Here is a 25,722-nt window from a genome sequence, read left to right on the forward strand (position 1 = left end):
AAAAGATGAAACGATTTTTAGTTTTTTTAGGCGTTTTCTTTGTAGTCCTAATAGGTGGTTATTTACAGCCTGTCTTTTTTCCTGCTGATAAAATGCAGCAAGAAGCAGATCGTGGGAGGCAAGTTGTCTCCCACACTGCATTACCATATGAAGAAATTTCAACTTCTGGTTATGCTGCGTACATAGGCAAAGAAACAGGTACTTTTGTTACTAAATTTGGTGAACCGCTTGAAAAACAGCAGACAGGTACGGGATACGAATTATGGATTTATGGTGAAAAAGATGCGAACTATATAGAAGTGAATGTCCGAGAGGAAAAAATTTCTGCAATCAAAGCGTTCAATGTGTCAGAAGAGACAAAGCCATTTTCGATGGATATGAAATTATCTGATGTTTCCGAATTAATGACTATTTATTCAAATTTTGCGTTTACATATAAAGAAAATAATTACAATGTTGAGTTGATGGAAGAAGATATGAATTATCGTCCATTGATAGCATTTGATAATAAGACATTTGCTATTTTATTTTTCAACCATGGTACAGGAAAACTTTCAGCCGTTACGTATTTAGATAAAAAAACTCTGCTGACAATAATGCCGTATCAATTACTTGAAGGCGAAATCATTCCTATTTTAGTAACAGATCAATTAGCAGGTTTTGATGCAGTTAAGAGCCATCAAGTTATTCAAATAATTAATTTGTTAAAGCTTAAGGAAGGCTTACCGACCTATCATGTGAATACTGAGAGTCAAAAAAATGCTCAAAAACTATTTGAGGTGCTTCCTAAAAACCAAAAAAATATTCTATCGTTAGAACGAACTGAAAGCTGGCAATTTAGTAAAGATCAAATGACTGCAGAAAATGTCTTTACGTTAACAAATGACGAGTATCAAAAATTGTTGAAGGTTGGTCAGTTAGACAAGAAAAAAGCTACTGGGATTTACACAGAACCGATTTATGATCCTACGTTTACAGTATTATCATGGTTTTCTGATTCATTGTATCATTCTCGTTTTGCACATCAAGAAAGAGAAAACATTGGCGTTGCTTTCTCTAAAGCAAGTATGTTAGTCTTATTACAAGAAACAGAGAAAGAAATATCTCAAACAGAGGAAAGTGAATAAGTATGATAGTAACAGAAAAACTTTTTGAAATAGAAGATCAGACAGAAAAACTTGTTCAAGCAATCTTAACAAGCGAGAGCATTAAATCTTATAAAATAAATCGGCAGTCGATGTACGGATCAAAAGATGTTCGAGATAAACAAAAAGCATTTTTAGATGCAAAAGACGCTTTTGAACGAATTGAGGCATATGGCAATCATGCGCCTGATTTTCGTACCAAGCAACGAGCGGTCCGACAAGCCAAGCGGGCGCTGGATGTGAGTGAAGAAGTTGCTGAGTTTCGTGTTTCTGAAACAGAGATACAAACCATACTAGATTTGGTAGGTATGTCCGTTGCTAAAACAATTTCAGATGACATTAAAGTAGATGCCGGAAATCCTTTCTTTGAAAAAGGTAAACATTCAGGCTGTGGAGGTAGTTGTCATGCAAGTTAATGAAGAAAAAGAATTTACTATCCAAAAACGACGCTGCTTAGTTGTCTGGGTGTATAGTTTAAAACAATTAAAGACATTGAAGCGATATGGTCTGATTCATTATGTCTCTCGTCGTATGAAATATGTTGTTGTTTATATGAATGAAGAAGATATAGAAAGCTCCGAAGCTAAAATCAACGGACTACATTTCGTGCGGAAAGTAGAACGGTCTTATCGCCCGGATGTGGAAATGAATTTCGCTGAAAAAATTGGCACTAAGGCTGCTTATCAGTATGAAAAAGAAGAAGGATTTGAAGTGGAAGAGTTAAGCACTCAAATTCGTTTAGCTGAAAATGTGTAAAAATCGAGATGAAAAATGTGAACCAATTTCAAACATTTTTCATCTTTTTTCTGTATGGTTGACGTACTATCAATGTGTATGAACAATTATGTAAAGGAGCGTTAAAGATGCGGGTTATTTCAGGAGAATATGGGGGGCGGCGTTTAAAAGCTTTGGATGGTGACAATACACGCCCTACAACGGATAAAGTAAAAGAATCGATTTTTAATATGATTGGACCCTATTTTGATGGAGGAACCGCATTAGATTTATATGCGGGAAGCGGCGGCCTTGCGATTGAAGCTGTATCCAGAGGGATGGATTTAGGAATTTGTGTTGAAAAAAACTTTTCTGCCATTAAAATCATTAAAGAAAACATAGAAGTAACAAAAGAATCGGCTAAGTTCATTATCAAAAAAATGGATGCTAATAAAGCGATAGAATTTCTGAAAGAAGAAAAAACTAAACTCGATTTAGTTCTACTTGATCCTCCTTATGCTAAACAGGAAATTGCAAAGCAAATTGAGCAAATGCTTGTTTATGATTTATTGAATGATGATGCTATTATTGTTTGTGAGACGGATAAATCAGTAACTTTACCTGAAAGTATCGGAGCACTATTAAAAACTCGTGAAACAACATACGGCATTACTCAAATAACGATATATAGACAGGAGGTAGAAGATGACTAAAATTGCTCTTTTTCCTGGAAGTTTCGATCCGTTGACTAATGGTCATCTGAATCTGATTGAGCGTAGCACAAAGATGTTTGATACAGTCATTGTAGGCGTCTTTGTTAATACGAACAAAACAGCTCTTTTTACTTTAGAAGAAAAACTTGCTTTGATAAAAGAAGCGGTCGCTCATTTAGAAAATGTAGAAGTAATCGTTCAAGAAACAAAGCTTACTGTTGAAAGTGCAGCTGACTTAGGTGCTAACTTTCTGATTCGTGGAATTAGAAATGTAAAAGATTACGAGTATGAGAAGGATATTGCTAAGATGAATCATCATCTGGCACCTACAATTGAAACTGTTTTTTTATTAGCTGATGAAGAATATGCACATATTAGTTCAAGTTTGTTAAAAGAAGTGCTAAAATTTGGTGGAGATGTCTCTGACTATTTACCAGAGGCTGTCAATCAAGCACTAAATCAAAAGAATCGTGAGATGAAGCTAAATGAATAATGAGCATAACGAGAAACTATCAATTAAGTCGATGCTGCCTTTTGCAGTAGTTATTTTATTAATCGTTATAATGATTTTTCCTATACCGTACTATATTGAAGGACCAGGGACAACAGAGAATTTAAAGGATTTCGTTACAGTAGATAATAAAAAAGATTCGGAGCCAGGTGCCTTTTATTTGACGACTGTGGGTGTGCGTAAAGCGACATTAGGCTCAGCTCTAAAAGCAAAATTTTCTGATTTTCAGGAATTAGTGAGTAAGGAATCGCTAATGGGATCAAGTACGAATAGTGAATATGAACGAATCCAGCAATATTATATGGATTCTTCAAAGAATGCTGCTATTGAGCAAGCTTTAAAGCTTGCTGAGGTCCCTTATAAAATGAGTTTTAAAGGTGTTTATGTTTTAGCTATAGAAGATAACTCTAGTTTTAAGGGAAAAATTTCTGTAGGAGACACTGTTACAGGAATTGATGGCAAAACATTTAGCAGCAGTGAAGAATTTGTAAACTATGTAAAAAAACAAAAAATTGGACAAGAAATCACAGTAAGTTATTTACAAGATGGTAAGGCAAAAGACGCAACAGGAAAGCTGATTAAGCTTTCAACTGACAAGAAAGCTGGCATAGGAATTGGGTTGACCGATCACACGGAGATCGATTCATCGATTCCAGTAGAAATTGATGCTGGAGATATCGGAGGACCGTCAGCTGGGTTAATGTTTACATTGGAGACATATGAGCAGTTAACGCATAAAGGCATTCGAAAAGGTCATAAAATCGCTGGAACAGGAACAATCAATAGCCAAGGGACTGTTGGAAGGATCGGTGGTATCGACAAAAAAGTCGTTACGGCTAGCAAAAACCAAACAGAAATCTTTTTTGCGCCTGATGATGAAATCACAAAAGAAATGAAAAAAGCTGAACCAGGAATTAAAACGAATTATGAGGAAGCGAAAGCTGCAGCTAAAAAAATTGGTACAAAAATGAAAATCGTACCAGTTAAAAACGTCCAAGATGCGTTGGACTATCTGAAAACGTTAAAATAAAAAAAAGACAAGGAAGCAGTTAAATGTCTCCTTGTCTTTTTTTATTTAAGGCAAAAGCCAGGTAGAAATCAATTGTAATGATGGTTCAGTTGTAAAATCAAATAAGGATTTTGCTGGTCCAATATGAAAGAAACCACCTAAAGCTAAGAGGATAAGGAATCCTATGGCAGCAAATATAGAAAAATAATACATAAGTCTATAAGCTAGTACAGGATTATTGACGATTTGATCAAATCTATGTTTACGATAGACTTTTTCGATTACGATAATTTCCTTCAAAGCTGGGATTTCTGATAGTTGACGCTTCAAAATATCCGCATCTCGTTGTCCTAATAATTCTGTAAAAATATGATTTTCCGATTCAAAGTCAAAGATATAAGTGTAAAGAGCAACCCGTTTAGGTGGAAAAGAGTTATCCCAATCGAAATAGGTCATTCTATTTTCTTTCAATGTGATTGCTTTGATAGTTGGATAAGGGTAACTAAAAAAGGTTCTTTGATCCAAGAACTCTATGATTGTTGTAAAAATCATACGTTTATCAGTGAAAATCAAAATACGATTGCCTCTAAGATCATTGAAGTTTTTTACATAAGCTTTGGCTTCTTCTGATTCAGGATGATACATTCCCAGTAAACCCAGACCAACAGCAGAAACGTTTTGACCATCACTAGTCATTGGTAAGTAGGCGTGGATTTTTTCACCTTCTTCCAGATAAGGGGCAAATTTCTCAATAAAATCTTGTAAAAATATATACATCTTTGTTTGGTTGAATAAATGTTTCTTTTGTTGCGTATTTAATTCTTTTTTTGAGCTGTTTGTAATGTCTTTGTTGAGTTGATTTATGACAACTTTGAATGGATTTGCCATGTGAAATTCCTCCTTTGAGTTGATGCTGATCAGATTCCTTTAGCCTTTTTTTAATAACAAAATTTATACATTTGACCCAAGCATTTCTTTAATCATTTTTCTTCCCCGAGACAAATGATTATATACTTGAGAAACATTCATTTTTAATTCCTTCGCAATTTCAGCGGGTGTATCCTGATAATAGTAGTATTTCAAAAAAATCAATTGATCTTCTTCTGTTAGATGTTTTAATAAGTCTAAGAAATTTTCTTTTTCAAAGTGATTATCTTCTAAAATACTTTCTGGCAGTTGATCCATAGGAACAATTTTCCGTTCGCGTATAATCAAACGCTTTTTATCCAAACAAATGTTACGTGTAATGGTTAAACTCCAAGTTTTCAAACTACTCTTACTTTCGTCATAACTAGCAATTTTTTGCCAAATACGGTAAAACACTTCGTTTTCAGTTTCTTTCTGATAAGTGATTTCTTCCGGATGATTTAAGATTGCCCGAATACATTTCACAATATCAGTCCCTAAAAGATCAATAAATTTTTCCAACCCCAAAAAATCTTGTTTTTTTAATAATACAATGATTTCCTTCTCCATCTCTTCATCACCTTCTTACTCTATTATACGACGAACTCTTCCATTTTCTATCATGGAAAAACAAAAAGAATGCGTATCTATACTTAGAAGGGAGGAAAAACATGGATTATCGTAAAATGTTACAGAAGTATAAGCAATTTGTTATTGGCGGTGTCATTTTAATTGGGATTGTTTGTGGCATCAGTATATTTTTTTTAGTTGGCTCTAGTTCTGCTGACTTGACGGAAGAAGAGTTAGTGATGACATCAGTCAGCTCATCTCAGTTGATAGAAGCAGATTCGCTATCTAGGCAAATATACGTAGATATAAAGGGAGCTGTTGAAATTCCTGGAATGTATGAAGGATCTGAGAATATGCGTGTCTGGGACGCTGTAATGCTTGCTGGAGGGCTGAGTGAGGAGGCTGATACCAAACAAGTCAATTTTTCTGAGCGAATTGTAGATCAGATGGTGATCTACGTGCCAAAGATAGGGGAGAAAATTCAAAAAACTGAACAAAGCAACGGCTCACAAACGAGTGAAAATAAGGAAACCCGTAAAGTCAATCTTAACAAAGCGAGTGAAGCTGAATTGCAAACCTTACCAGGAGTAGGTGAAAAGAAAGCACAAGAAATCATTCGTTATCGGGAAGAAAATGGAGGTTTTAAAACTATAGAAGATCTAAAAAATATTTCGGGCTTTGGTGAAAAATCTTTTGATAAATTAAAAGAGTTCATTACTTCTTAAAAAACTTGTTAGAATAATAACTATTTTACAAATATCGTGTGCAGGTTCTTGACGAGACTTTTTCTATAATTTACTATTTGTATAACCTACTAATAATTTAAAAATCAGCAAAAATAAATAATATCTTAAAAGGAGTATAATATGACATTAGAAAGAATTCCTTGGGATCAATATTTTATGGCACAAAGTGTGCTTTTATCATTAAGAAGTACGTGTACTCGTTTAGAAGTTGGCGCAACGGTAGTTAGAGATAAACGCATCATTGCTGGAGGTTACAATGGCTCAGTTAGTGGAGATGTACATTGTATTGATGATGGCTGTTATGTGGTAGACGGGCACTGTGTCCGAACGATCCATGCTGAAATGAATGCCATCTTGCAGTGTGCGAAATTTGGTATTCCTACAGAAGGTGCAGAAATTTATGTAACTCATTTCCCCTGTTTGCAATGCACAAAAATGATTTTACAAGCAGGAATCAAAAAGATTCATTATTTAAAGGATTACAGAAATGATGAGTATGCGATGGCTCTGATCAATCAAGTAGGGGCAACTGTAGATCAAGTGACCCTATCGAAGAAATATTTTGCTGAACTACAATTAGGGGAAGAAGAGACTGCTTCAGTGGAAGAAGCACCTCAAACAGATTAATAATTACTGGATTTTCCCAGTATTATTAACGATAGGAACAGTTTTTTTTATAATGAAGCCAAGCCTATTAATAGGTGTAGTTTGGTTTTATTTAATTAGTCGAGTTCTTTGCACAGGAAACAAGGCGATCTTTAGCGTCAGTTTTTTGTGTATTTTTATTATCATGACTTCATGTTGGCTAACTCTAAGAAAAGAGACACAAGTAAAATTCTCTGAGACAAATGAAGTGACAGGTTACTTAGTGGTATTGCCTGATAAGCATAAAGTAGATGGTGATCAACTCCAATTAGAGGGATACTTTTTTACAGGTAAAAAAGAAAAGCGCAAAGTAATAGCTTTTTATCGATTTGATTCACAAGAGGAAAAGCAGCATTGGCAGACAATAAATCAACCAGTGAAAATCAACTTAACTGGAGAGTTTGAAACACCGTTAGGTCAGACGAATCTTAATGGGTTTGATTATCAGAAATATCTAAAAGAAAATGGAATCTATCAAACACTAACAATCAATCGTATCAAGAAGACCACAGTGAAAAGACCTAAACTTTATGAAGTCTTACATTGGCTAAGTAGTTATAGAAAAAAGGCAATTGATTATTGCGATAAGACTTTTTTTAAAGAAACTGCTTTGCACCTTAATACGTTACTTTTTGGATTCAAGTCAAGTGAGTTTTCTCAAAAAGAAGGTGTCCTAGCAAATTTGGGAATTCTTCATTTGTTTAGTTTATCAGGAATGCATGTAGCTTTTTTTGTCGGTTGTTTTAGATATTTGCTCTTGCGATGTGGTATCACAACGGAGCGACTATTTTGGTTTCAGTTATTCTTTTCATTTACTTATGCAGGAATGACTGGTTTTTCAGTCAGTGTAGTTCGCGCGTTGATGCAAAGTATGATCTCTCTAGGAAGTCGTGAATTTAATTGGCGTTTATCTAGTTTGGATTGTTGGAGTTTGACATTGATAATAGGTCTTTTTTTTAAGCCGTATTTGCTGTTTTCAGTGGGAGGGCAACTAAGCTATTCTTTATCATTTTTTATTTTATTTGTAAATCCTATTACAGAAAGAATCAATAATCGTATGGTAAAGATGTATTTTTTTTCATTTTTATTAAATTATACAATGACTCCGTTGATAGGACTAACATTTTTTGAGTGGCAGTTGACGAGCAGCTTATTTACATTTTTGTTATTGCCCCTTTTTGAACACTTTATTTTGCCTATACTTTGTATTAGTCTTTTAACCTCATATGTATTCAACATTGATTTATTAATTGATAGTCTGGAAATATATTTTTTGATCCAACAATCAGTTTTGGAATGGTTAAGTCGTCATAGCACATTTACAATTGTTACGGGTGCTTATTCTCCAATACTATTTCTTTTTATTTGTATACTCCTTTTCTTTACACTTCATAAGATGTACAATCATTCAAAAAGAGTCTATTTACTAGTGATAAGTTTGTTTTTATTGATGTACAATAAACATTTTTCGCCCAATGGCACAATAGCATTTATTGACGTTGGGCAGGGAGATAGTATTTTTATACAAACGCCATTTCATCAGGAAAATATTTTGATCGATACTGGTGGAAGTATTGATTTTCAAAAAGAAAAATGGAAAATTAAATCAAAACAAACATCAAATGCAAATTATTCAGTAATTCCCTATTTAAAAAGTAAAGGAGTCAAATATCTAGATAGGGTTTTGATTAGTCATGGAGATGTCGATCATTGCGGTGATTTATTGGCGATCAATGAAAAAATTCCGATTCGGTCACTTTATTACCCCATTGGTACTGAAAAAAAAGCTGTTTTCCAACGGATTATAAATGGCTTAAAAAAGAAGGGCACAAAATGTTATCCAGTCTTAGCGGGCACATCTGTTGGTCACTCAATTTCATTAGAAATTCTTGCGCCAAATCGTTCAGGAACAGGAGAAAACAAGGACTCAATGGTGATTTATACGAAAGTTCAAGGAAAACGTTTTTTATTTACAGGAGATTTAGAAAAAGAAGGAGAACATCAATTATTAAAAAGTTTTCCAAACTTAAGCATTGATGTATTAAAGGTAGGGCACCATGGCAGTAAGACTTCCTCTGACTCTTTATTTGTTCAAAAAATTGGGCCAGTAGATAGTGTTATTTCTTGTGGACGTGATAATCGATTCAGCCATCCTCATGAGGAAACAGTTAATACACTAAAACAGGCAAATATAAAAAGTTTTCGAACGGATAAAAATGGAATGGTTTATTATGATTGGACGCCATTTTCAAAAATTTCAACAGCTAAAACAATCGTGAGAGAAGACTAGCATTTCTTGAAATGACATGATAGGATGGAAAAGAGAAATGAGGGAACTTATGAACCTACAAGAGGCATTAAAACAAGTGAGGCAACAACAATTTGCTTCTGTTTATTTAATTCAAGGAACAGAAGGATATCTAAGTGAGTTATTTAAAACTGAATTGATGAGTCAATTGATAAAAACTGAAGATGATCAGTTTAACTATTCCTCTTTTGATATGGAAGAAGTCCCATTGTCATTAGCAATAGAAGAAGCTGAAACGATTCCTTTTTTTGGTGATTATCGATTAGTTTTTATTGAAAATCCCTATTTTTTGACGGCAGAAAGAAAAACGAATGGATTAGATCATGATATTGATAGTTTATTAAAGTATTTGGAGCACCCGTCACCAACAACCATTTTGGTTTTTATTGCAAATGTTGATAAATTAGACGAGCGAAAAAAAGTAACTAAACGAATAAAAAAACAAGCTGAAATTATCGATGTTAATCCGATGGGTGAGCGTGAAGTAAGACAGTATGTTGAACAAACGATTCAAAGTGAAGGATACGAGATTAGACCAGAAGCTTTTGATTTATTGTTGCAACTAACGGATTTGAACTTGTCAAAAGTAATGGGAGAACTGCAAAAATTATTTTTATATGCTTCTGATAACAAAATAATTTCATTAAATGCAGTTAAAGAATTGGTACCGAAATCTCTAGAACATAATGTGTTTGACTTAACAAATGATGTGCTATCAGGTCATAGCGAAAAAGCAATCCAATTGTATGAAGATTTATTACTGCAAGGAGAAGAGACAATCAAATTAAATGCTATTTTGCTTAATCAAATTAGATTATTCTTACAAACTAAAATTTTAGCAAAATTAGGATATCAACAGGCGAATATTGCAGAAACATTGAAGATACATCCATATCGTGTAAAGTTAGCACTACAACAGGTTCGTCGCTTTGAATTAGACCGTCTAGAAGTGATTTATGACGAATTGGTTGAGAATGATTTTCGAATGAAAACAGGTCAGATGGATAAAGAATTGCTTTTTGAATTATTTATTCTTAAATTATCTGGACAAGTTGCCAAATAAAAAGCGGGGAGGCGTTTTTTTGAATGAATCAAAAAAAATAATAAAAGCTTTTTTTAAGGAAGTTCGCTCTGGGAAAAATCTACAGTTAGCACATAGTTTTATGCATGAACGGGTAATTGCCCATCAAGTTCAGTCTGAAAACGAATATGTAATAACACGATCGCCAATGGATTATATTGAACATGTAGAAGAAATGCAGGAGCTTTATGGACAATTTAAATTAGAGATTCAAGAAATCTTAGCTGATGGTCACAAGGTCTATGTTCGGTGGAAACAAACTGGACGAACACCTGAAAATAAAACAATCATTCAAATTGCTAGTGCTGTTTATTTACTCGAACAAGAAAAAATAGCTGAATATTGGATTCAAATCGACCGTAAAGGGATCGAAAGCCAAAATAAAAATTAGACTTTTTAAAAGAATTGAAGTAAATTCAAAAGTCTAACATAAAGTAATGAGTACGGGCTAAAATCGAAATGATTTCAGCCCGTACTTTTTTAATAAAAAAGAAGCTAACATCGAGTTAACTTCTAAAAATCATTATTTTGCTAATTTTTTGCTTAGACGAGATTTGTCACGGCCTGCTTTGTTTTTATGGATTAATCCTTTTGTTTCAGCCATATCAACAGCTTTAGCAGCTTCTTTATATAACGCATCTACGTTGTCAGCACCAGCAGCTACAGCATCTTCAAATTTCTTGATAGCTGTACGCATAGCATTTTTTTGAGATGAATTTTGAGCATTCTTATTAGCGTTAGTACGTACACGTTTGATTGCAGATTCAATATTTGGCATTTCTTTCACCTCCGATAAATTAAGGTCTTACACAGGAAAATCCATATGTAATTCAACACTAATCATTATACCTAATCCGCACTTGCATTGCAATAAAAGATGACAAGTTTTTTTCCTTAACAGTAAAAATATTGATTTCATCATGTAAAAACCAATTTGTATGTAAGTTTGATTGGAAAAATCGATACTTTTCTTAAAAAATATGCTATCATAACAAGGGAAAAATGAAATGGTGGTGTCAATGTGAATATTGCTTTAATTGTAACAGTTACACTTGTAATGGGTGTTATTTTTGTTAATGGCTGGACAGATGCACCGAATGCAATTGCAACCGCTGTCTCGACGCGTGTCTTAAAGCCAAACGTCGCAATTTGGATGGCTGTTGTGATGAACTTCTTCGGCGCATTAGTAATGACTTTTTTCAATGCTCAGGTAGCTGAAACGATCAGTAACATTGTAAGTTTTGATGCACAAGGAAATGCGTCACAAGTCGCATTAGCGGCAGCGTTGTTTTCGATTGTGGTTTGGTCAGTAGCTGCTTGGTATTTCGGTATTCCAACGAGTGAAAGTCATGCACTAATCGCAGGTCTCACAGGTTCCGCAATGGCTTTAGGTGGACTTGGTGCTGTCAATGGTACAGAATGGACCAAAGTTCTCGTTGGTTTAGTTGTTTCTACTGTCATGGGATTTGGCGGTGGTTTTCTTGTTACAAAACTAATTGTAATCCTTTTCAAAAATGTAGCTAGAAGGACAGCGAATAAAGTTTTTACATACGGACAAGCATTTGGTGCTGCTGCAAATGCTTTTTTACACGGTGCTCAAGATGGTCAAAAATTTATGGGCGTATTTATGTTGGGACTTTATTATAATAATTTGGCAGAAAAATCGGGATCGGGTTTCATTATTCCAATTTGGGTTATGGTCCTTTGCTCTGTGACGATGGGATTTGGCACTTCGGTAGGCGGCATGAGAATTATCAAATCAGTTGGTATGGATATGGTGAAATTAGAACGATACCAAGGATTTGCGGCTGATTTAAGCACAGCTATTTGTTTATTTGCAGCTTCCATTTTTGGTATTCCAGTTTCTACGACTCATACTAAAACTACTGCAATCATGGGTGTAGGCGCTTCAAAAAGAGTATCTAGCGTCGATTGGCGCATTGTAAAAGAAATGTTGATTGCTTGGATTTTGACATTTCCAGGCTGTGGAGTTATTGCCTTTATCATGGCAAAATTATTTATCGCATTATTTTAAGGAGAGAATAAAATGGCTAGAAAAAAGCAATTTGATTACTTTGGTGAATTAGAACATTTGGCAAAGAATGCTCATCAAGCAGCAGAGCTTTTAGAAATGATTGCAATGGACTATTCCCTTGAAAAACTTGAGAGGGAAGCGGAAAAAATCCATGCGTTAGAGCGTGAAGGCGATCAAATCGTTCAGAAAATCCTAAAAGAGTTATATATTTCGTTTATCACACCAATTGATAGAGAAGATATCGTGGAAATTACACAACGATTAGATGATGTACTAGACACGATTAACAGTATTGCTTATCTGCTGAGTAGTTTGGTTGTAAAAGAATTGAAGGATAGTGCGTTGGTTTTTATAACATATGGAGTAGAAGCTACGGTGGGGGTTCTAACTGCAACAAAGGAATTTGCAAAATTCAAGAATTCTAAAACATTGCATGCGATGATCGATGAGGTAAGTGAAATCGAAGGGAAAGCAGACAAACTATACAGTGATGCCTTAAAGGATTTATTTACAAATGAGCAAAATCCAATTGAAGTTATCCGTTGGAAGAATGTTTATGACCAATTAGAAGATTTACTAAATGCTAGTGAATCGGTTGTAGATGTAATCGGAGGTTTAGTAATAAAAAATAGTTAACAAAAATGACTTGCTAAATAATAGGTTGAGGTAAATCGTTGTTTATCTCAGCCTATTGTTATTCACAAAATTGGAGAAATTGAATGGACAATCAAAAAATTGTAAAAATCAAAAATTATGTAGAACCAATAATGGAAAAAGATCTGACTGGTCATAGTATGGATCATATAAATAGAGTGGTTCGATTAGCGAATACAATTGCTCAAACGGAAACATGTGATCTTTTTATTGTCACGGCAGCAGCTTATCTTCATGATACTGTAGATGATAAGTTAGTTTTTGATTCAGATCAAGCGTACCAGCAATTAGAAGGATTTTTAAGTCAAATCGATTGTTCAAGTGCTCAAATTCAACATATCATCCATATAATTAAAAACCTTTCTTTTAGTGAGCGGTTCAACGGAACTGACGAAATACTTACAATTGAAGGTCAAATTGTACAAGATGCAGATCGCTTGGATGCTATGGGAGCTATTGGAATTACTCGAGCGGTTTATTATGGCGGACATAAGGGAAATCCAATCTATGATCCTAATATTAAACCTAGAACACTGCGTACGAAAAGTGAATATCGTGATGAAAGTACAATTATCAATCACTTCTACGAAAAAATTCTTTTACTAAATGACGGCCTAAATACAAAATATGCTAAAAGAATAGGGAGTAAACGCCAAAAGTTTTTAGAAGCCTTTTTAGAGGAATTTTTTGACGAGTGGAACTATCCAAATAACCGCTAAAACAAAGGAAAGTTTTGTTTTAGCGGTTATTTGTCTATCAAACAAGCTCTACTGCTTGTGAAGAATATTTTTCTAAAGGAGCCTTTTTACTTGGAATTGTTTTTAGCATCCTTAATCCATTCAGAATAACAAGGATTGTACTACCTTCATGACCTATAACACCTAAAGGTAAATTGATAATCTGGAAAAAATTGGAAAATATTAGTAGAACAATGATCCCAGCTGAAAAGGCAATATTTTGACTAACGATTCGTTTTAGTTTTTTTGAAAGTTGATGACTCATTTTCAGCTTTTCCAAATCATTTTGCATTAGAACCATGTCTGCCACATCCATTGCAATATCAGTTCCTTCTCCCATAGCAACCCCAATTGCTGCATTAGCTAATGCAGGAGCGTCGTTGATGCCATCACCGACCATAGCATTTATGCCATATTTTGTTTTTTGTTCTTTAATTAGTAACGTTTTATCTTCAGGTAGACAGTTTGCATGAATTTGATCGATTTCGAGTTCATTTGCGACTGCGCTGGCTGTCTTTTCATGGTCACCAGTAATCATTGTCGTATGAATACCATTTTCTTTAAAGTAGCTAATAACGTTTTTTGCTTCGGGTTTAGGAATATCTAGTAATCCAAAGTAGGCGATTAAATCCTGGTTTCTAAATAGATAAATCACGGTTTTTCCATCATTTTGTAACTGTTCGGTTGTTTTGTTCAGACTTTCGTTAATTATCATTTGGTCATTGAATGAACTTTTACCAACACGCCAAGTAACGCTATCAAGAGTGGTTTCCATTCCAAAACCAATAATGTTTTTGACTTCGATATTTTCATAGTAAGTGATATCTTCATTATCGAAGTGTGTAATAATTGCTTGAGCTAAAGGATGAGTCGATTGCCTTTCCATTGCAAGAAGAATAGTCAGTGCGTCTTGATTATTTGTTAAGAATACAGCATCAGTAACTACTGGGACACCATATGTTAACGTGCCGGTTTTATCAAATGCAATTGCCTTCAATGAAGCTAAATTTTCTAAATAGACTCCGCCTTTAAACAAGACACCATTTCTTGCTCCGTTGGAGATTGCAGCTAAAGTAGCCGGAGTAGCGGAAGCTACTAATGCACAAGGTGAAGCAACTACAAGTAAGACCATTCCTCTATAAAAGCTTTCGTTCCAAGACCAATCTAAAAATAAATATGGAATTAAAATCATCATAGGAATCGCAATCAAGACGATCTTTACATAAATATTTTCTAGTTTTTCAATAAAACTAGCAGTTTGCGAGGGAGTATTTTGTGCTTCGTCAACTAGACGAATAATTTTCGCAAATAAAGTGTCCTCGCTGTTTTTAGTAACGCTAAGTGTAATAGCTTCTCCTAAATTAATAGTTCCACCAAATAAAGGGTCATTTTTTCTTTTTTCAGCGGGAACGGATTCTCCTGTGATAGCTGCCTCATCGATAGTTGAAGAACCAGTAACGAGTGTGCCATCAATGGGTACGCTTGCCCCTTTTGGAACCAATACCAAATCACCTATCTGTAACTCACTAACAGCTATTTCTGTTGTTTTGCCTTGTCCATTAAGAACGAGTGCTGTTTCTGGTTGCATATTCATCAAACTAGCTATTTCTTTTTTGCTCTTATTTGTTGTGTACTCTTCCAAAGCCCCACTAAGGCAAAAAATAAATGTTAACATAGCCCCTTCAAACCAGTTGCCAATAATACAAGCACCAATTGCAGCTAACGCCATTAGTAAGTCCACATTTAGGCGCTTATTTTCAACTGTTTCAATAATTCCTTCTTTGGTCTGCTTAAATCCACCAAAAAAAATTGCTAAAATAAAGATAATTGGATAAAAAGTTGTACCGTTTTTTTCAAAAATAAAACCTAGAATCATAAATAGCAAACATAGTATTGTAGAAAGAATAGCTTTTTTTTCTTCTGTCAATTTCATCGTTATCACTCCTCAATAAAGAGCATATCACAGTTAGAAGTTAAATGATAATAGAATATTCTAAATGAGAATGATAGTGATTATCATTTGTGTTATTGCTTATAAATAAGGTTTTGTATATTTGTTTATATGATACTTATTCTAATTAATAGTGATAATCATTATCACTATTAATGTGAGTATACACAAGCTTCATTTGTTAAATGTATGCAAAATAAAAAAGAACCGATCGTTCGATCGGTTCAAAAAAATTAAGAAAATAGCCAATAACTGATTAATAAGACTCCAAGGATAATGCGATACCAACCGAAAGCAGTGAAATCGTTTCGTTTAAGATAATTTAATAAGAATTTAATCACTATAATTGAAACGACAAAAGCTACAATAGAACCAGTTAGTAGAATGAATATTTCAGTAAAGCCAAATGAATTTCCTTTCATAACAAACTTTACAATTTTCAAGAAGCTTGCGCCGAACATAACAGGAATCCCTAAGAAAAAAGAAAATTCTGTTGCAACAAAACGCGATGCGCCAATGATAATTGCGCCTAAAATCGTTGCTCCCGAACGAGAAGTTCCTGGAATTAAAGATAATACTTGGAAGAAACCAACGATTGCCGCAGCTTTATAAGTGAAGTCTCTTAAGTCTGTGCATTTGGGTTTACGATCCCGATTTCTTTTTTCAATGAGAACAAACGCTACCCCATAGACAATCAACATCAATGCAACTGTAAAGAAATTATGGAATTTTGCTTCAAGCCAGTCATCTAACGGAATCCCAATAATTGCCGCGGGTGCACAAGCGACAACGACCTTCGACCAAAGAATCCAAGTATCTTTCTTTTCCACCTCGTCTTTTCTAGGCGAGAAGGGGTTTAACTTGTGGAAATAAAGAACGACAACAGCCATGATTGCGCCAAGCTGAATTACGACATTAAACATTTCCATAAAATCTTTGCTAAGATTCATTTTAATAAATTCATCGACTAATATTAAATGTCCAGTACTACTAATCGGAAGCCATTCAGTTACTCCCTCAATAATACCTAGAATAATTGCTTTCCATAAATTTGATAAAAGCATAGGTTCAATCCTTTCCTACATAGAATAATAAATCACTATAAGTATACCTTTTAGGATGAGAAAAACCAACTAACTTTTCTGAAGTATTAGAAAAAATTAGCATCTAGCTTATTGATTGTTGTATTTATTTTGAAAATTTTCTATACTAATACTATTCATGAAATTTGGAGGAGAAAGTAAATGTTTGGATTTTTAAAAAAGAAGGAACCAATTCAATTAAATGAATCCCTATACGCAGTAGTAACGGGAAAGTTAATTCCAATCAGTGAAGTCAATGATCCAGTCTTTTCGCAGAAAATGATGGGCGATGGTTTTGCTATTATTCCAGAATCAGAAGAAATTTATTCACCCATTGCTGGAGAAGTGTTAAGTGTTTTTCAAACTAAACATGCGGTAGGGATGAAAATGATGAACGGTCTGGAAATTTTACTTCATATGGGAATTGATACAGTGGAGCTCAACGGAGAGCCTTTTGATATAAAAGTAAGTGAAGGTTCTAAAGTATCTCAAGGAACTTTGATTGCTAGGGTTGATTTAGCGGGGATTGAATCTGCAGGAAAAGGGACTGAAATGGTTGTCGTAATCACAAATATGGACGACTTAAAAAGCTTTGACCTTAGTAAAACAGGAGAAGTTATCGTAGGGGAGCAAATCGGTACTGCCAAGGCATGATCTGTTAATTAATTAAATTAAAAGAATGGGAAAAACAGTAAATTGTTTTTTCCATTCTTTTTTTGTTTCTAAAAAATAATTTTACATATAATATAAATGATGTTTTTATGTTGAAATATTATTTCACTTAGATTATAATAAAAATAAATTAGGAAGGGATGGGAAAGATGCTTGGTATTTCTATTTTTTTGAGTGAAGAGATGACAGATGAGACGTGCTCATATATTCAAGAAATGAGTAGAATTGGATTTAAAGGAATTTTTACTTCCTTACATATTCCAGAAGATGATGCAACACTATATGCTAAAAGATTAAAAAAGCTTGGACAAATTGCTCAAAAGAACAGTATGAAACTAATGGTCGACATTTCAGGCGAAGCATTGAATCGAGCTGGTTTTTCTTTTAAACGTTTAGAGGAAATTTTAGCATTAGGAGTTACTGGTTTACGTATGGACTATGCTATTTCAAATCAAGAAATTGCTGAAGCGTCTAACTATTTAACTATTGGCTTGAATGCTAGTACTATCTCAGTTGATGATGTGGAAGAATTACAAGCGTTCAATGCAAATTTTAACAATTTTGAAGCATGGCATAATTATTATCCGAGACCTGAAACAGGATTGGGCAGTAAATTTTTCAAAGAAAAAAATTACTGGTTAAAACAGTCAGGTTTTCAGGTGTTCGCATTTATTCAAGGAAATACTCAGTTAAGAGGACCTTTGTATGAAGGGTTGCCGACATTGGAAAAACATCGGTATGATAATCCATTTTCGGCGGCTTTGGATTTAAATGAAAATTTTCATGTAGATGGCGTATATGTCGGTGATCCTATGATTTCTGAGCGAACAATGCATCAATTTGAAAGCTACTCTCGTGATCAACTTTTACAACTGGAAGTATCTGATATCGGTAGTAATTACTATGAACAGATACTAGGAAAGCATACGAATCGTTCTGACGAAGCACGTGATGTGATACGTAGTGCGGAGGCACGATTTAAGAAAATAATAAAGGTTGAGCCAGAAACATTACTAGAACGAAAAGCAGGAAGCGTGACAATCGATAATTTTCAGTATGGAAGGTATATGGGGGAAATCCAAGTGACAAAAAAAGACTTACCTGAGCATGAAAAAATCAACGTTGTGGCTCAAGTGGTACCAGAAGACTGTTCGCTGTTGAAATTGATAAACGCAGGTAGAGTCTTCAATTTAGTAGAGAAGGGAACATTATGAAATGAATTTAGAAAAATTAACTACAGAGCGTAGAAATCAGGAAACCATGAATTTAGATGAGTTAACGATAAAAGAAGCACTAGACAAGATGAACCAAGAAGATCAAAAAGTTGCTTTAGCAGTGAAAGAAGCACTTCCTCAAATTGAACCAGTTATTGAATCGATCATTGATTCTTTTAACAATGGCGGTAGACTGATTTACATGGGTGCTGGAACAAGTGGTCGCCTTGGTGTTTTAGATGCTGCAGAATGCGTACCAACTTTTGGTGTAGAACCTACTATGGTCCAAGGCTTGATTGCTGGTGGTCAGTCAGCTATGACTGTGGCTGTGGAAGGGGCAGAAGATTCCAAAGAGTTGGGGCAACAAGATTTGATAGATATAGAACTAACTAATAAAGATGTTGTGATTGGAATCGCTGCTAGCGGGCGGACACCTTATGTGATAGGTGGTTTAGTTTATGCGGCTTTAGTCGGTGCGGCAACTGTATCGATTTCTTGCAATAAAGCAGCCGAAATCAGTCAATATGCACAGATGCCGGTCGAGGTCGACGCAGGACCAGAATTTTTAACAGGTTCAACACGTTTGAAATCTGGTACAGCCCAAAAATTAATTTTAAATATGATATCAACTATCTCGATGATTGGGATTGGCAAAGTTTATAATAATTTAATGGTTGATGTAAAACCTACAAATGAAAAGCTGGTAGAACGATCAAAACGGATTATTATGGAAGCGACCGATTGCAACTATGAAGATGCAGCAACTTATTTTTCTAAAGCAGATGGAAACGTGAAACTTGCAATCGTTATGCTGTTAACAAAAACTTCAAAAGAAGAAGCGAAAACGAAGTTAAGACAAGGCAATCATTTTATAAAAAATACGATCTAAAGAATTTTAAAGGGGGATAAAATCATGACAGAAGATAAAATCAAACGTTTGGCTAGGGAAATTTATGAAGAAGTAGGGGGGCAAGAAAATGTCTTGAAACTGAGACATTGTATGACACGTGTCCGAATGGATATTCGTGATTATGATAAAGTTGAATTAGAAGCGTTAAAAAAGATTGAAGGCGTTATGGGTGTTGTAGAAGATGACACTCTGCAAGTTGTGATTGGACCTGGTACGGTCAATAAAGTAGCACAAGAAATGGTTGATATGGCGGGTGTAAAGCTAGGAGAACCATTTCCTAATAGCATGCCAACAAAAGAAAATGAGCTTTCAGGAAAACAATTAGTTGAAGCGAAAGCAGCACAGGTGAAAGCTGCTCAAAAGGAAAAAAACAAAAATAATTCCGGTTTTAAAGCAGTTTTGAAATCGATTTCTAATATTTTTGTTCCATTGATACCAGCGTTTGTTGGTGCTGGAATTATTGGAGGAATTGCTGCTGTAATGTCAAATCTCTTAGTCGCTGGCACAATCGGTGATTCTTGGCAGCAATATATTGATGTTCTGAATATCATAAAAAACGGTATTTTTGCTTATTTAGCTTTGTATACAGGAATTAATAGTGCCAGTGAATTTGGAGCAACACCGGCGCTTGGAGGTGTAATTGGTGCAGTGACGATGTTAACGGGAATGAATCCTGAAGCGCCACTGCCAAATATCTTGACTGGAGGAAACTTATCAGCTGGACAAGGGGGAATTATTGGCGTTATCTTTGCAGTGTGGTTACTTTCAATAGTAGAAAAGCAACTTCATAAAGTGATTCCTGATTCTATTGATATTATTGTCACACCAACAGTCTCCTTGTTGGTGATCGGTCTGATCACGATTTTCTTAATTATGCCTGTAGCAGGATTCATCTCTAACAGCCTTGTTGGAGTGATTAACATTGTATTAGAAAAAGGTGGAATGCTAGCTGGTTTTACTTTAGGGGCGACATTCTTGCCAATGGTTATGTTCGGACTACATCAGATATTAACACCAATCCATATTGAAATGATTACTCAAACTGGAATGACCTTGTTGTTACCGATACTAGCAATGGCTGGCGCAGGTCAAGTTGGTGCAGCTTTAGCATTGTGGATCCGTTGTAAAAAAGAGACTAAACTTGTTGAAATGATCAAAGGTGCATTGCCTGTCGGAATTTTGGGTATTGGGGAACCCTTGATTTACGGAGTAACATTACCGTTAGGGCGTCCGTTTATTACAGCGTGTATTGGCGGAGGAATCGGTGGAGCTGTGATTGGCGCTTTTGGAAATGTAGGCTCAATTGCAATTGGCCCAAGCGGTGTAGCATTGATTCCCCTAATCGCTAACAATCAATGGTTAGCTTATGTGTTAGGGTTATTGGCAGCGTATGCAGGTGGATTTGTGGCAACATTTTTCTTTGGGATCCCAAAAGATTTACAAGAAAAATAAGAGAGTTACTATAGATTAAAATTTGTGAAAAAACAACTGACTTCTAGCATGAATAATTCGATTGCTAAGAGTCAGTTGTTTTGATATGAGCATAGAGACATCCTTATTTTGGCGGATACATTTCTTTTTGATTGATTTTTAGCTATAATGAAAATGTAAACTGTTGGAATATCAACTAAAAAATGAGAATTTTGACAGAAAAAAAGGATGTGTAAGTAATGCAGCAAAATATAATTTTAACGATTCAAGATTATATCAAAGATTTACCCGGATCTGAACAAAAAGTAGCAGAGTACATTTTGAAGAATACAAGTGAAGTTATTACTTTAAGTGCGCAAGAACTTGCTAAAAAAGCTGGTTCTAGTCCCGCCGCAATCATTCGCTTTTGCCGATCAATCGAAGTGAGTGGCTTTACTGATTTAAAATTGCTACTTTCAGCTAATCTAGGAGCTGTCGATACACAAATGTATACTGAGGTGGAAAATGGTGAAACAACTGGGGCAATAAAAGAAAAACTTCAGCATCGCTTGATTCATATTTTAGAGCGAACCAATGAACATTTGGAAGATCAAGCCATTGATCAAGCAGTCAAAGATTTGGAAGATGCAGAAATTATTTTTGTTTACGGTCTAGGTGCTTCATCGTTAGTTGCCCAAGATATTTATCAGAAATTTACTCGTCTTGGCTTGAGTGTATTTTTTACAATGGATCATCATTTGTTCGCTTCTGCAATTGGAACAAATAGATTGAAAGGGATTTTTATAGGAATCTCAAATTCAGGTACAAATCAGGAAACGAATGCATTAGCAGATATTGCCATTGAGCGTGGGCTGCCCGTGATTGCTTTAACAGCAGATTCGGTTTCTGCATTAGCACAAAAAAGTTCGGTTTTATTATTGACTCCTACTGGTGGAGAAGCACCGTTGAGAAGTGCTGCCACTGTTTCATTAACAGCGCAACTTTATGTAGTTGATGTTTTATTTTTTGCTTATGCTGCAAAAAACTATAAAGAGACACTGGAAAAAATCCAAGATTCTAAGGAAGCTGTTGAAATCGTAAAAAAAGAGTTGGATTAAATTCGCAATACAAATAAGAGGGGCTAATGAAACTTGATTCGTTTTCTTATCCCCTCTTATTTGTATTGTTTACTTAGTGAATGTAATGTCACGTCCATTATCAATATAATGAGTATCGTTGACTGTATTGATCGTAAATTTACCATTTTCATAGATAAGCTTTGTTACACTGCCGTTTTCAAGTCCAATTTGCATGGGTAAGCTAGTGTCGATCAGTGACAGTAAAAATGAAATCGTTAAACCGTGAGAGACGATCAGTACATTACCACCACCGTCTTTTTCTCGGTGATGGGCAATATCTTCAAAGCCAGTCCAAACCCGTTCGCAAATTTTTTCATAAGGTTCTGCCCAATTTGCAGTATCGGCCGCGATAATAGCCTCAGCTAAATCTTTATAACTAATTCTATTGGTCATCATATCTTCATAGTTTTTAAAAGCTAAAATTCTTGGAACCACACCCCAAAGTTCTCCGTCATAACCACCATCTAAAGACCCAAAGCACCATTCACGAATCCGGCTATCAGTGCCGTATGGAATATCCGCTCCATTAAGATGTTCTTGTAAAATAATTCGAGCTGTCTGTATCGCGCGACCACTATCGCTAGAGTAAGCTTCTTTAAAATCTGTATGACGAAGACCAAGTCCTAAGTAGTGGATGATTTCTTCTCCTTCCTTAGTCAAAGGGGTATCTGACCATCCTTGAGTTCTACCAATCGTGTTGAACATTGTCTTGCCGTGTCGGACGATGTATAGCGTTGTTGGTTCATTCATAGAGAATTCCTCCTAGACGTTTTGAATTTTTTCTCTCTTAATAGTAAGAGTCTAGTTTCTAGAGCTAGTCCTATTTTAGTTGAAAAAAGGATTTGTTTTTTTCTCATGTTCAATTGTAGTAGCATCACCGTGTCCTGGATAAGCTGGGAGCTCATCTGGCAATGTGAAAAGATAGGTTGTAATACTATGGAGCAGTTGCTGCATATCGCCAGTATGTAAATCGCTTCTACCGATACTACCTTTGAACAATGCGTCTCCTGTAACAACAAAATCATCAAAAACCAAACTCACACTACCGATTGAATGTCCTGGTGTTGGCAAAACTGAAAATTTGATGCCCCCTAAGTCATAGTCAGTTAGTTCAAATTCTACCTCAGCTGGTTGGACAATAATATCAGCGATATCGCTATGACGACCTGCACCTGATAAATTTAAAATTGGGTTAGATAACCATTCTTGTTCTAATGGACTAACGTAAACAGGAATGTTGTATTGATGACGAAGTTCTTCAACAGCGCCTATATGATCATAGTGCGTATGAGTTAATAAAATAGCGATTGGATTTTTTTCTGTTTTCTCAATTAGAGCAGCTATTTTTTCAGCTTCGGCACCTGGATCAATGATCAAAAGATTTGTTTCATTATAAATTAAGTAACAATTTTCTTGGATTACACCTGTTTGGATTCGTTCAATTTTCAGCATAATTAATTTGCCTCCTACTTAATATAGTTTCTCTCTAAGTATAACTCAATTTAAAATAGAATCAAAAGGCAGAGTTTCTTTTTGAAACATTTAAAGATAAGTTAAATAAATGAAGATTTTACTTTTATTTTGCTATGGAACATAATGAACAAAGGAGTCGAATAGTAAATAATCAGAAAAGGAGTCAATCGAGAATGAAAAAAGTCAATCGGTTTTTAGAACAAATTCCGGCACTACTATCTAGTAAAATATCAATTTTTATCTATCTATTTCTATTTATCTATTTAGTCGTTTTTGCTGTTTTGACCATGTGGGTACCAATGCTAAAAAATGTTCAGCCTTCTGCGAATGTTCAATTGATTTTGGGGAATTACACAAATGTTTTAAGTGCTTTAGGAGCCTCATTAGCAGCAGGGAGTGGGACACTTATTCATCACAGTCTATCTACTCTACATAAAAAACATGATACGATGCATGATGAATTACAAAAAACATTTGCTGAGCTTCATGCGAAAATCGATCATCTAGAGCAGACGAATCAAAGAAAAAATTAATCCATTTTGATCGTACTACAATTAAAAAACAATTAAGCAAAACTAATACAAGTTAGCTTAATTGTTTTTTTGTTCGTTTTTTGATTTGTTTTTATGAATAAATTACTTTGTTTTTCTAAAAATATAGAACAAAAGCGAATTATTGTGTATAATAATTCTTGTATCGTTATGAAAGGGGCATTCGTTTTGTATAAATTTGTTGTAAAAGGAACCGCATTTTCAAGTATTGATTCAAAAAATGTAAAAGTTTTTGAGGACTTCTTATTTTGCATTTCAGAAGAGGGAATGATTAGTAAGATTATATCATCAGATGATGAGGAGTATGAACCGACTATTCAAGAATATTCGGTAAAAAATAAATTTCAGGAATTAGCTCAAGGGCAATTTATTTTGCCTGGTTTTGTTGATCTTCATATCCATGCGCCACAATGGGCACAAGCAGGAACTGCGCTTGATTTGCCGTTATATGAATGGCTTAATACCTACACTTTCCCATTAGAAGCAAAATTTTCAGATAGTCAATTTGCCGAAAAAGTTTATTCAGACTTAGTTTCGCAATTAATAAAAAACGGCACGACAACAGCTTTATATTTTGCAACGGTTGATCGTAAGACTAGTTTAAGACTAGCGGAAATATGTAGTGAAAAAGGCCAAAGAGGTTTAGTCGGAAAAGTTGTCATGGATGATCTTGATCAAAATCCTTCTTATTATCGTGATGAAACAGCGATTGTAGCTCTGGCTGAAACTGAATTATTCATTCAAGAAGTACTAGAATTAAATAAACAAACCCCTCAAGGCGTGTATCCAGTTGTGACTCCTCGGTTTATCCCGAGCTGTACAGATGATGCGTTAAAAGGGCTAGGAGAGTTAGCAGCTAAATATGATGTTCATATCCAGTCTCATTGTAGTGAAAGTGATTGGGCACATTCATTCGTTCAAGAGCGCTTTGGGAAAAATGATGCATATGCACTAAATGACTTCGGTTTGCTCACAGAAAAGGCTATTATGGCTCATTGCGGTTTTTTGGGAGATGAAGATATGAGGTTATTTGCAGAAAAAGGTACAGCTGTTGCTCATTGCCCGATTTCGAATGCATATTTTGGTAATGCAGTGACACCAATTGCTAAATTATTGAATGAGTATCAAGTGCAAACAGGTTTAGGTAGTGATATTTCGGGCGGTTTTTCACCTAGTTTGTTTGATAATATCCGACAAGCGGTCATCTCTTCTCGAATGTTAGAAGATGGTGTTGATAAAGAGTGCTGCAGTGAAAAACGGGGAGTTCCAGGTTCAAGTATAACCTTGAATGAAGCATTTTATCTAGCAACAGCGGGCGGTGGTGAGTCATTGAGTTTACCAATTGGTAAATTAGCTGTTGGTTATGCCTGGGATGTCCAAATTGTCGACAGTAAGAAATTGCCGATTTTTTCTGATGAAGAACCGTTGATGGATATTTTCCAAAAAATACTCTATTTGTCACGACCGGAAAGTATTGCAGAAGTATGGATTCAAGGAAGAAAAGTTCATGACAAAACTATAAAAGAACGAGAGGTACAAAAGTAAG

At 35.0% G+C, this 25,722-nt stretch carries 28 protein-coding genes; 21 read left to right on the forward strand and 7 right to left on the reverse strand.

What is annotated here, in order from left to right; translation table 11 throughout:
• Positions 1-5 precede the first annotated feature (5 nt).
• The 6 genes from AC4BB5_RS08325 to AC4BB5_RS08350 all read left to right on the forward strand — a co-directional run bounded on the left by AC4BB5_RS08325 (position 6) and on the right by AC4BB5_RS08350 (position 4,113).
• Positions 6-1,127 (forward strand): CAP-associated domain-containing protein, encoded by a 1,122-nt coding sequence (locus AC4BB5_RS08325; RefSeq protein ID WP_490458876.1) that lies wholly within the window; start codon positions 6-8, stop codon positions 1,125-1,127.
• 2 nt (positions 1,128-1,129) lie between these two features.
• Positions 1,130-1,561: a YlbF/YmcA family competence regulator gene (locus AC4BB5_RS08330; RefSeq protein WP_490458877.1), complete on the forward strand. Its 432-nt coding sequence runs from the start codon at positions 1,130-1,132 to the stop codon at positions 1,559-1,561.
• Positions 1,551-1,901: a YlbG family protein gene (locus tag AC4BB5_RS08335; protein ID WP_490458878.1), complete on the forward strand. Its 351-nt coding sequence runs from the start codon at positions 1,551-1,553 to the stop codon at positions 1,899-1,901. The genes AC4BB5_RS08330 and AC4BB5_RS08335 overlap by 11 nt, the downstream gene beginning before the upstream one ends.
• Before the next feature lie 74 nt (positions 1,902-1,975).
• Entirely contained in the window at positions 1,976-2,572 is a 597-nt protein-coding gene (gene rsmD / locus AC4BB5_RS08340) for a 16S rRNA (guanine(966)-N(2))-methyltransferase RsmD (RefSeq protein WP_490458879.1), read from the forward strand.
• Positions 2,565-3,065 (forward strand): pantetheine-phosphate adenylyltransferase, encoded by a 501-nt coding sequence (coaD, locus tag AC4BB5_RS08345; RefSeq protein ID WP_490458880.1) that lies wholly within the window; start codon positions 2,565-2,567, stop codon positions 3,063-3,065. The genes rsmD and coaD overlap by 8 nt, the downstream gene beginning before the upstream one ends.
• Complete coding sequence (locus AC4BB5_RS08350; RefSeq protein WP_490458881.1) at positions 3,058-4,113, forward strand: SepM family pheromone-processing serine protease; 1,056 nt, start codon at positions 3,058-3,060, stop codon at positions 4,111-4,113. The genes coaD and AC4BB5_RS08350 overlap by 8 nt, the downstream gene beginning before the upstream one ends.
• Before the next feature lie 45 nt (positions 4,114-4,158).
• Here the strand turns inward: AC4BB5_RS08350 and AC4BB5_RS08355 are convergent, their stop codons facing one another.
• Both AC4BB5_RS08355 and AC4BB5_RS08360 read right to left on the reverse strand, forming a co-directional pair.
• Positions 4,159-4,980: a hypothetical protein gene (locus AC4BB5_RS08355; RefSeq protein WP_490458882.1), complete on the reverse strand. Its 822-nt coding sequence runs from the start codon at positions 4,978-4,980 to the stop codon at positions 4,159-4,161.
• Positions 4,981-5,043: 63 nt separating this feature from the next.
• The gene (locus AC4BB5_RS08360; protein WP_490458883.1) at positions 5,044-5,568 is read right to left on the reverse strand and encodes a sigma-70 family RNA polymerase sigma factor; all 525 of its coding nucleotides are present in this window, start codon (positions 5,566-5,568) and stop codon (positions 5,044-5,046) included.
• 101 nt (positions 5,569-5,669) lie between these two features.
• Here AC4BB5_RS08360 and AC4BB5_RS08365 point away from each other — a divergent pair, with 101 nt between their 5' ends.
• From AC4BB5_RS08365 to AC4BB5_RS08385, 5 genes are all read left to right on the forward strand, one after another.
• On the forward strand, positions 5,670-6,293 hold the full coding sequence (locus AC4BB5_RS08365) for a helix-hairpin-helix domain-containing protein (protein ID WP_490458884.1): 624 nt from the start codon (positions 5,670-5,672) through the stop codon (positions 6,291-6,293).
• A 141-nt stretch (positions 6,294-6,434) separates the two neighbouring features.
• Complete coding sequence (locus AC4BB5_RS08370) at positions 6,435-6,941, forward strand: ComE operon protein 2 (RefSeq protein ID WP_490458885.1); 507 nt, start codon at positions 6,435-6,437, stop codon at positions 6,939-6,941.
• Positions 6,942-6,972: 31 nt separating this feature from the next.
• Positions 6,973-9,249, forward strand: a complete 2,277-nt coding sequence (locus AC4BB5_RS08375) for a DNA internalization-related competence protein ComEC/Rec2 (protein ID WP_490459047.1) — start codon at positions 6,973-6,975, stop codon at positions 9,247-9,249.
• A 49-nt stretch (positions 9,250-9,298) separates the two neighbouring features.
• Positions 9,299-10,330, forward strand: coding sequence for a DNA polymerase III subunit delta (gene holA, locus AC4BB5_RS08380; protein WP_490458886.1), 1,032 nt, complete (start codon positions 9,299-9,301; stop codon positions 10,328-10,330).
• A 19-nt stretch (positions 10,331-10,349) separates the two neighbouring features.
• Entirely contained in the window at positions 10,350-10,739 is a 390-nt protein-coding gene (locus AC4BB5_RS08385) for an ester cyclase (protein ID WP_490458887.1), read from the forward strand.
• A 132-nt stretch (positions 10,740-10,871) separates the two neighbouring features.
• On the opposite strand, the gene rpsT is transcribed toward AC4BB5_RS08385, so the two are convergent.
• Positions 10,872-11,126, reverse strand: a complete 255-nt coding sequence (gene rpsT / locus AC4BB5_RS08390; protein ID WP_490458888.1) for a 30S ribosomal protein S20 — start codon at positions 11,124-11,126, stop codon at positions 10,872-10,874.
• Positions 11,127-11,405: 279 nt separating this feature from the next.
• Between rpsT and AC4BB5_RS08395 the strand changes: the two genes are divergently transcribed.
• The 3 genes from AC4BB5_RS08395 (at position 11,406) to AC4BB5_RS08405 (ending at position 13,756) form a co-directional block, all read left to right on the forward strand.
• Positions 11,406-12,383 carry an inorganic phosphate transporter gene (locus tag AC4BB5_RS08395; protein WP_490459048.1) on the forward strand — a complete coding sequence of 326 codons (978 nt, stop codon included), beginning with the start codon at positions 11,406-11,408 and terminating at the stop codon, positions 12,381-12,383.
• A 12-nt stretch (positions 12,384-12,395) separates the two neighbouring features.
• Positions 12,396-13,019, forward strand: coding sequence for a DUF47 domain-containing protein (locus AC4BB5_RS08400; protein WP_490458889.1), 624 nt, complete (start codon positions 12,396-12,398; stop codon positions 13,017-13,019).
• 83 nt (positions 13,020-13,102) lie between these two features.
• Positions 13,103-13,756: an HD domain-containing protein gene (locus AC4BB5_RS08405; protein ID WP_490458890.1), complete on the forward strand. Its 654-nt coding sequence runs from the start codon at positions 13,103-13,105 to the stop codon at positions 13,754-13,756.
• Between the two features lie 37 nt (positions 13,757-13,793).
• Here the strand turns inward: AC4BB5_RS08405 and AC4BB5_RS08410 are convergent, their stop codons facing one another.
• Positions 13,794-15,701, reverse strand: coding sequence for a heavy metal translocating P-type ATPase (locus AC4BB5_RS08410; RefSeq protein WP_490459049.1), 1,908 nt, complete (start codon positions 15,699-15,701; stop codon positions 13,794-13,796).
• 257 nt (positions 15,702-15,958) lie between these two features.
• Entirely contained in the window at positions 15,959-16,789 is an 831-nt protein-coding gene (locus tag AC4BB5_RS08415; protein WP_490458891.1) for an undecaprenyl-diphosphate phosphatase, read from the reverse strand.
• Positions 16,790-16,969: 180 nt separating this feature from the next.
• Between AC4BB5_RS08415 and AC4BB5_RS08420 the strand changes: the two genes are divergently transcribed.
• The 5 genes from AC4BB5_RS08420 (at position 16,970) to AC4BB5_RS08440 (ending at position 22,131) form a co-directional block, all read left to right on the forward strand.
• Positions 16,970-17,461, forward strand: a complete 492-nt coding sequence (locus AC4BB5_RS08420) for a PTS sugar transporter subunit IIA (RefSeq protein ID WP_490458892.1) — start codon at positions 16,970-16,972, stop codon at positions 17,459-17,461.
• Positions 17,462-17,628: 167 nt separating this feature from the next.
• A complete protein-coding gene (locus AC4BB5_RS08425; RefSeq protein WP_490459050.1) occupies positions 17,629-18,693 on the forward strand; it encodes a DUF871 domain-containing protein in 1,065 nt (354 codons plus the stop codon).
• Between the two features lies 1 nt (position 18,694).
• The gene (gene murQ, locus AC4BB5_RS08430) at positions 18,695-19,582 is read left to right on the forward strand and encodes an N-acetylmuramic acid 6-phosphate etherase (protein WP_490458893.1); all 888 of its coding nucleotides are present in this window, start codon (positions 18,695-18,697) and stop codon (positions 19,580-19,582) included.
• Positions 19,583-19,606: 24 nt separating this feature from the next.
• Entirely contained in the window at positions 19,607-21,055 is a 1,449-nt protein-coding gene (locus AC4BB5_RS08435) for a PTS transporter subunit EIIC (RefSeq protein WP_490458894.1), read from the forward strand.
• A gap of 218 nt (positions 21,056-21,273) precedes the next feature.
• Positions 21,274-22,131, forward strand: coding sequence for a MurR/RpiR family transcriptional regulator (locus tag AC4BB5_RS08440; protein WP_490458895.1), 858 nt, complete (start codon positions 21,274-21,276; stop codon positions 22,129-22,131).
• 69 nt (positions 22,132-22,200) lie between these two features.
• On the opposite strand, the gene AC4BB5_RS08445 is transcribed toward AC4BB5_RS08440, so the two are convergent.
• Together AC4BB5_RS08445 and AC4BB5_RS08450 are read right to left on the reverse strand one after the other, a co-directional pair.
• A complete protein-coding gene (locus tag AC4BB5_RS08445; RefSeq protein WP_490458896.1) occupies positions 22,201-22,902 on the reverse strand; it encodes a histidine phosphatase family protein in 702 nt (233 codons plus the stop codon).
• Positions 22,903-22,977: 75 nt separating this feature from the next.
• Positions 22,978-23,604 carry an MBL fold metallo-hydrolase gene (locus AC4BB5_RS08450; protein ID WP_490458897.1) on the reverse strand — a complete coding sequence of 209 codons (627 nt, stop codon included), beginning with the start codon at positions 23,602-23,604 and terminating at the stop codon, positions 22,978-22,980.
• A gap of 194 nt (positions 23,605-23,798) precedes the next feature.
• Here AC4BB5_RS08450 and AC4BB5_RS08455 point away from each other — a divergent pair, with 194 nt between their 5' ends.
• Positions 23,799-24,158, forward strand: coding sequence for a hypothetical protein (locus tag AC4BB5_RS08455; protein ID WP_490458898.1), 360 nt, complete (start codon positions 23,799-23,801; stop codon positions 24,156-24,158).
• Positions 24,159-24,344: 186 nt separating this feature from the next.
• Positions 24,345-25,721, forward strand: a complete 1,377-nt coding sequence (gene guaD / locus AC4BB5_RS08460; protein ID WP_490458899.1) for a guanine deaminase — start codon at positions 24,345-24,347, stop codon at positions 25,719-25,721.
• The last annotated feature ends 1 nt before the right edge of the window (position 25,722 follow it).

This window comes from Enterococcus sp. AMC1252, assembly GCF_058216515.1.

Excerpts from the sequence above, each read along its gene's own strand:
- AC4BB5_RS08415 (WP_490458891.1), bottom strand. The coding sequence starts at position 16,789 with ATGCTTTTATCAAATTTATGGAAAGCAATTATTCTAGGTATTATTGAG.
- AC4BB5_RS08355 (WP_490458882.1), bottom strand. The coding sequence starts at position 4,980 with ATGGCAAATCCATTCAAAGTTGTCATAAATCAACTCAACAAAGACATT.
- AC4BB5_RS08370 (WP_490458885.1), top strand. The coding sequence starts at position 6,435 with ATGACATTAGAAAGAATTCCTTGGGATCAATATTTTATGGCACAAAGT.
- AC4BB5_RS08440 (WP_490458895.1), top strand. The coding sequence starts at position 21,274 with ATGCAGCAAAATATAATTTTAACGATTCAAGATTATATCAAAGATTTA.
- coaD (WP_490458880.1), top strand. The coding sequence starts at position 2,565 with ATGACTAAAATTGCTCTTTTTCCTGGAAGTTTCGATCCGTTGACTAAT.
- holA (WP_490458886.1), top strand. The coding sequence starts at position 9,299 with ATGAACCTACAAGAGGCATTAAAACAAGTGAGGCAACAACAATTTGCT.
- AC4BB5_RS08395 (WP_490459048.1), top strand. The coding sequence starts at position 11,406 with ATGGGTGTTATTTTTGTTAATGGCTGGACAGATGCACCGAATGCAATT.
- AC4BB5_RS08360 (WP_490458883.1), bottom strand. The coding sequence starts at position 5,568 with ATGGAGAAGGAAATCATTGTATTATTAAAAAAACAAGATTTTTTGGGG.
- rpsT (WP_490458888.1), bottom strand. The coding sequence starts at position 11,126 with ATGCCAAATATTGAATCTGCAATCAAACGTGTACGTACTAACGCTAAT.
- murQ (WP_490458893.1), top strand. The coding sequence starts at position 18,695 with ATGAATTTAGAAAAATTAACTACAGAGCGTAGAAATCAGGAAACCATG.
- AC4BB5_RS08405 (WP_490458890.1), top strand. The coding sequence starts at position 13,103 with ATGGACAATCAAAAAATTGTAAAAATCAAAAATTATGTAGAACCAATA.
- AC4BB5_RS08445 (WP_490458896.1), bottom strand. The coding sequence starts at position 22,902 with ATGAATGAACCAACAACGCTATACATCGTCCGACACGGCAAGACAATG.
- AC4BB5_RS08420 (WP_490458892.1), top strand. The coding sequence starts at position 16,970 with ATGTTTGGATTTTTAAAAAAGAAGGAACCAATTCAATTAAATGAATCC.
- AC4BB5_RS08455 (WP_490458898.1), top strand. The coding sequence starts at position 23,799 with ATGAAAAAAGTCAATCGGTTTTTAGAACAAATTCCGGCACTACTATCT.
- AC4BB5_RS08400 (WP_490458889.1), top strand. The coding sequence starts at position 12,396 with ATGGCTAGAAAAAAGCAATTTGATTACTTTGGTGAATTAGAACATTTG.
- AC4BB5_RS08325 (WP_490458876.1), top strand. The coding sequence starts at position 6 with ATGAAACGATTTTTAGTTTTTTTAGGCGTTTTCTTTGTAGTCCTAATA.
- AC4BB5_RS08425 (WP_490459050.1), top strand. The coding sequence starts at position 17,629 with ATGCTTGGTATTTCTATTTTTTTGAGTGAAGAGATGACAGATGAGACG.
- AC4BB5_RS08350 (WP_490458881.1), top strand. The coding sequence starts at position 3,058 with ATGAATAATGAGCATAACGAGAAACTATCAATTAAGTCGATGCTGCCT.
- AC4BB5_RS08450 (WP_490458897.1), bottom strand. The coding sequence starts at position 23,604 with ATGCTGAAAATTGAACGAATCCAAACAGGTGTAATCCAAGAAAATTGT.
- AC4BB5_RS08335 (WP_490458878.1), top strand. The coding sequence starts at position 1,551 with ATGCAAGTTAATGAAGAAAAAGAATTTACTATCCAAAAACGACGCTGC.
- AC4BB5_RS08365 (WP_490458884.1), top strand. The coding sequence starts at position 5,670 with ATGGATTATCGTAAAATGTTACAGAAGTATAAGCAATTTGTTATTGGC.
- AC4BB5_RS08330 (WP_490458877.1), top strand. The coding sequence starts at position 1,130 with ATGATAGTAACAGAAAAACTTTTTGAAATAGAAGATCAGACAGAAAAA.
- AC4BB5_RS08435 (WP_490458894.1), top strand. The coding sequence starts at position 19,607 with ATGACAGAAGATAAAATCAAACGTTTGGCTAGGGAAATTTATGAAGAA.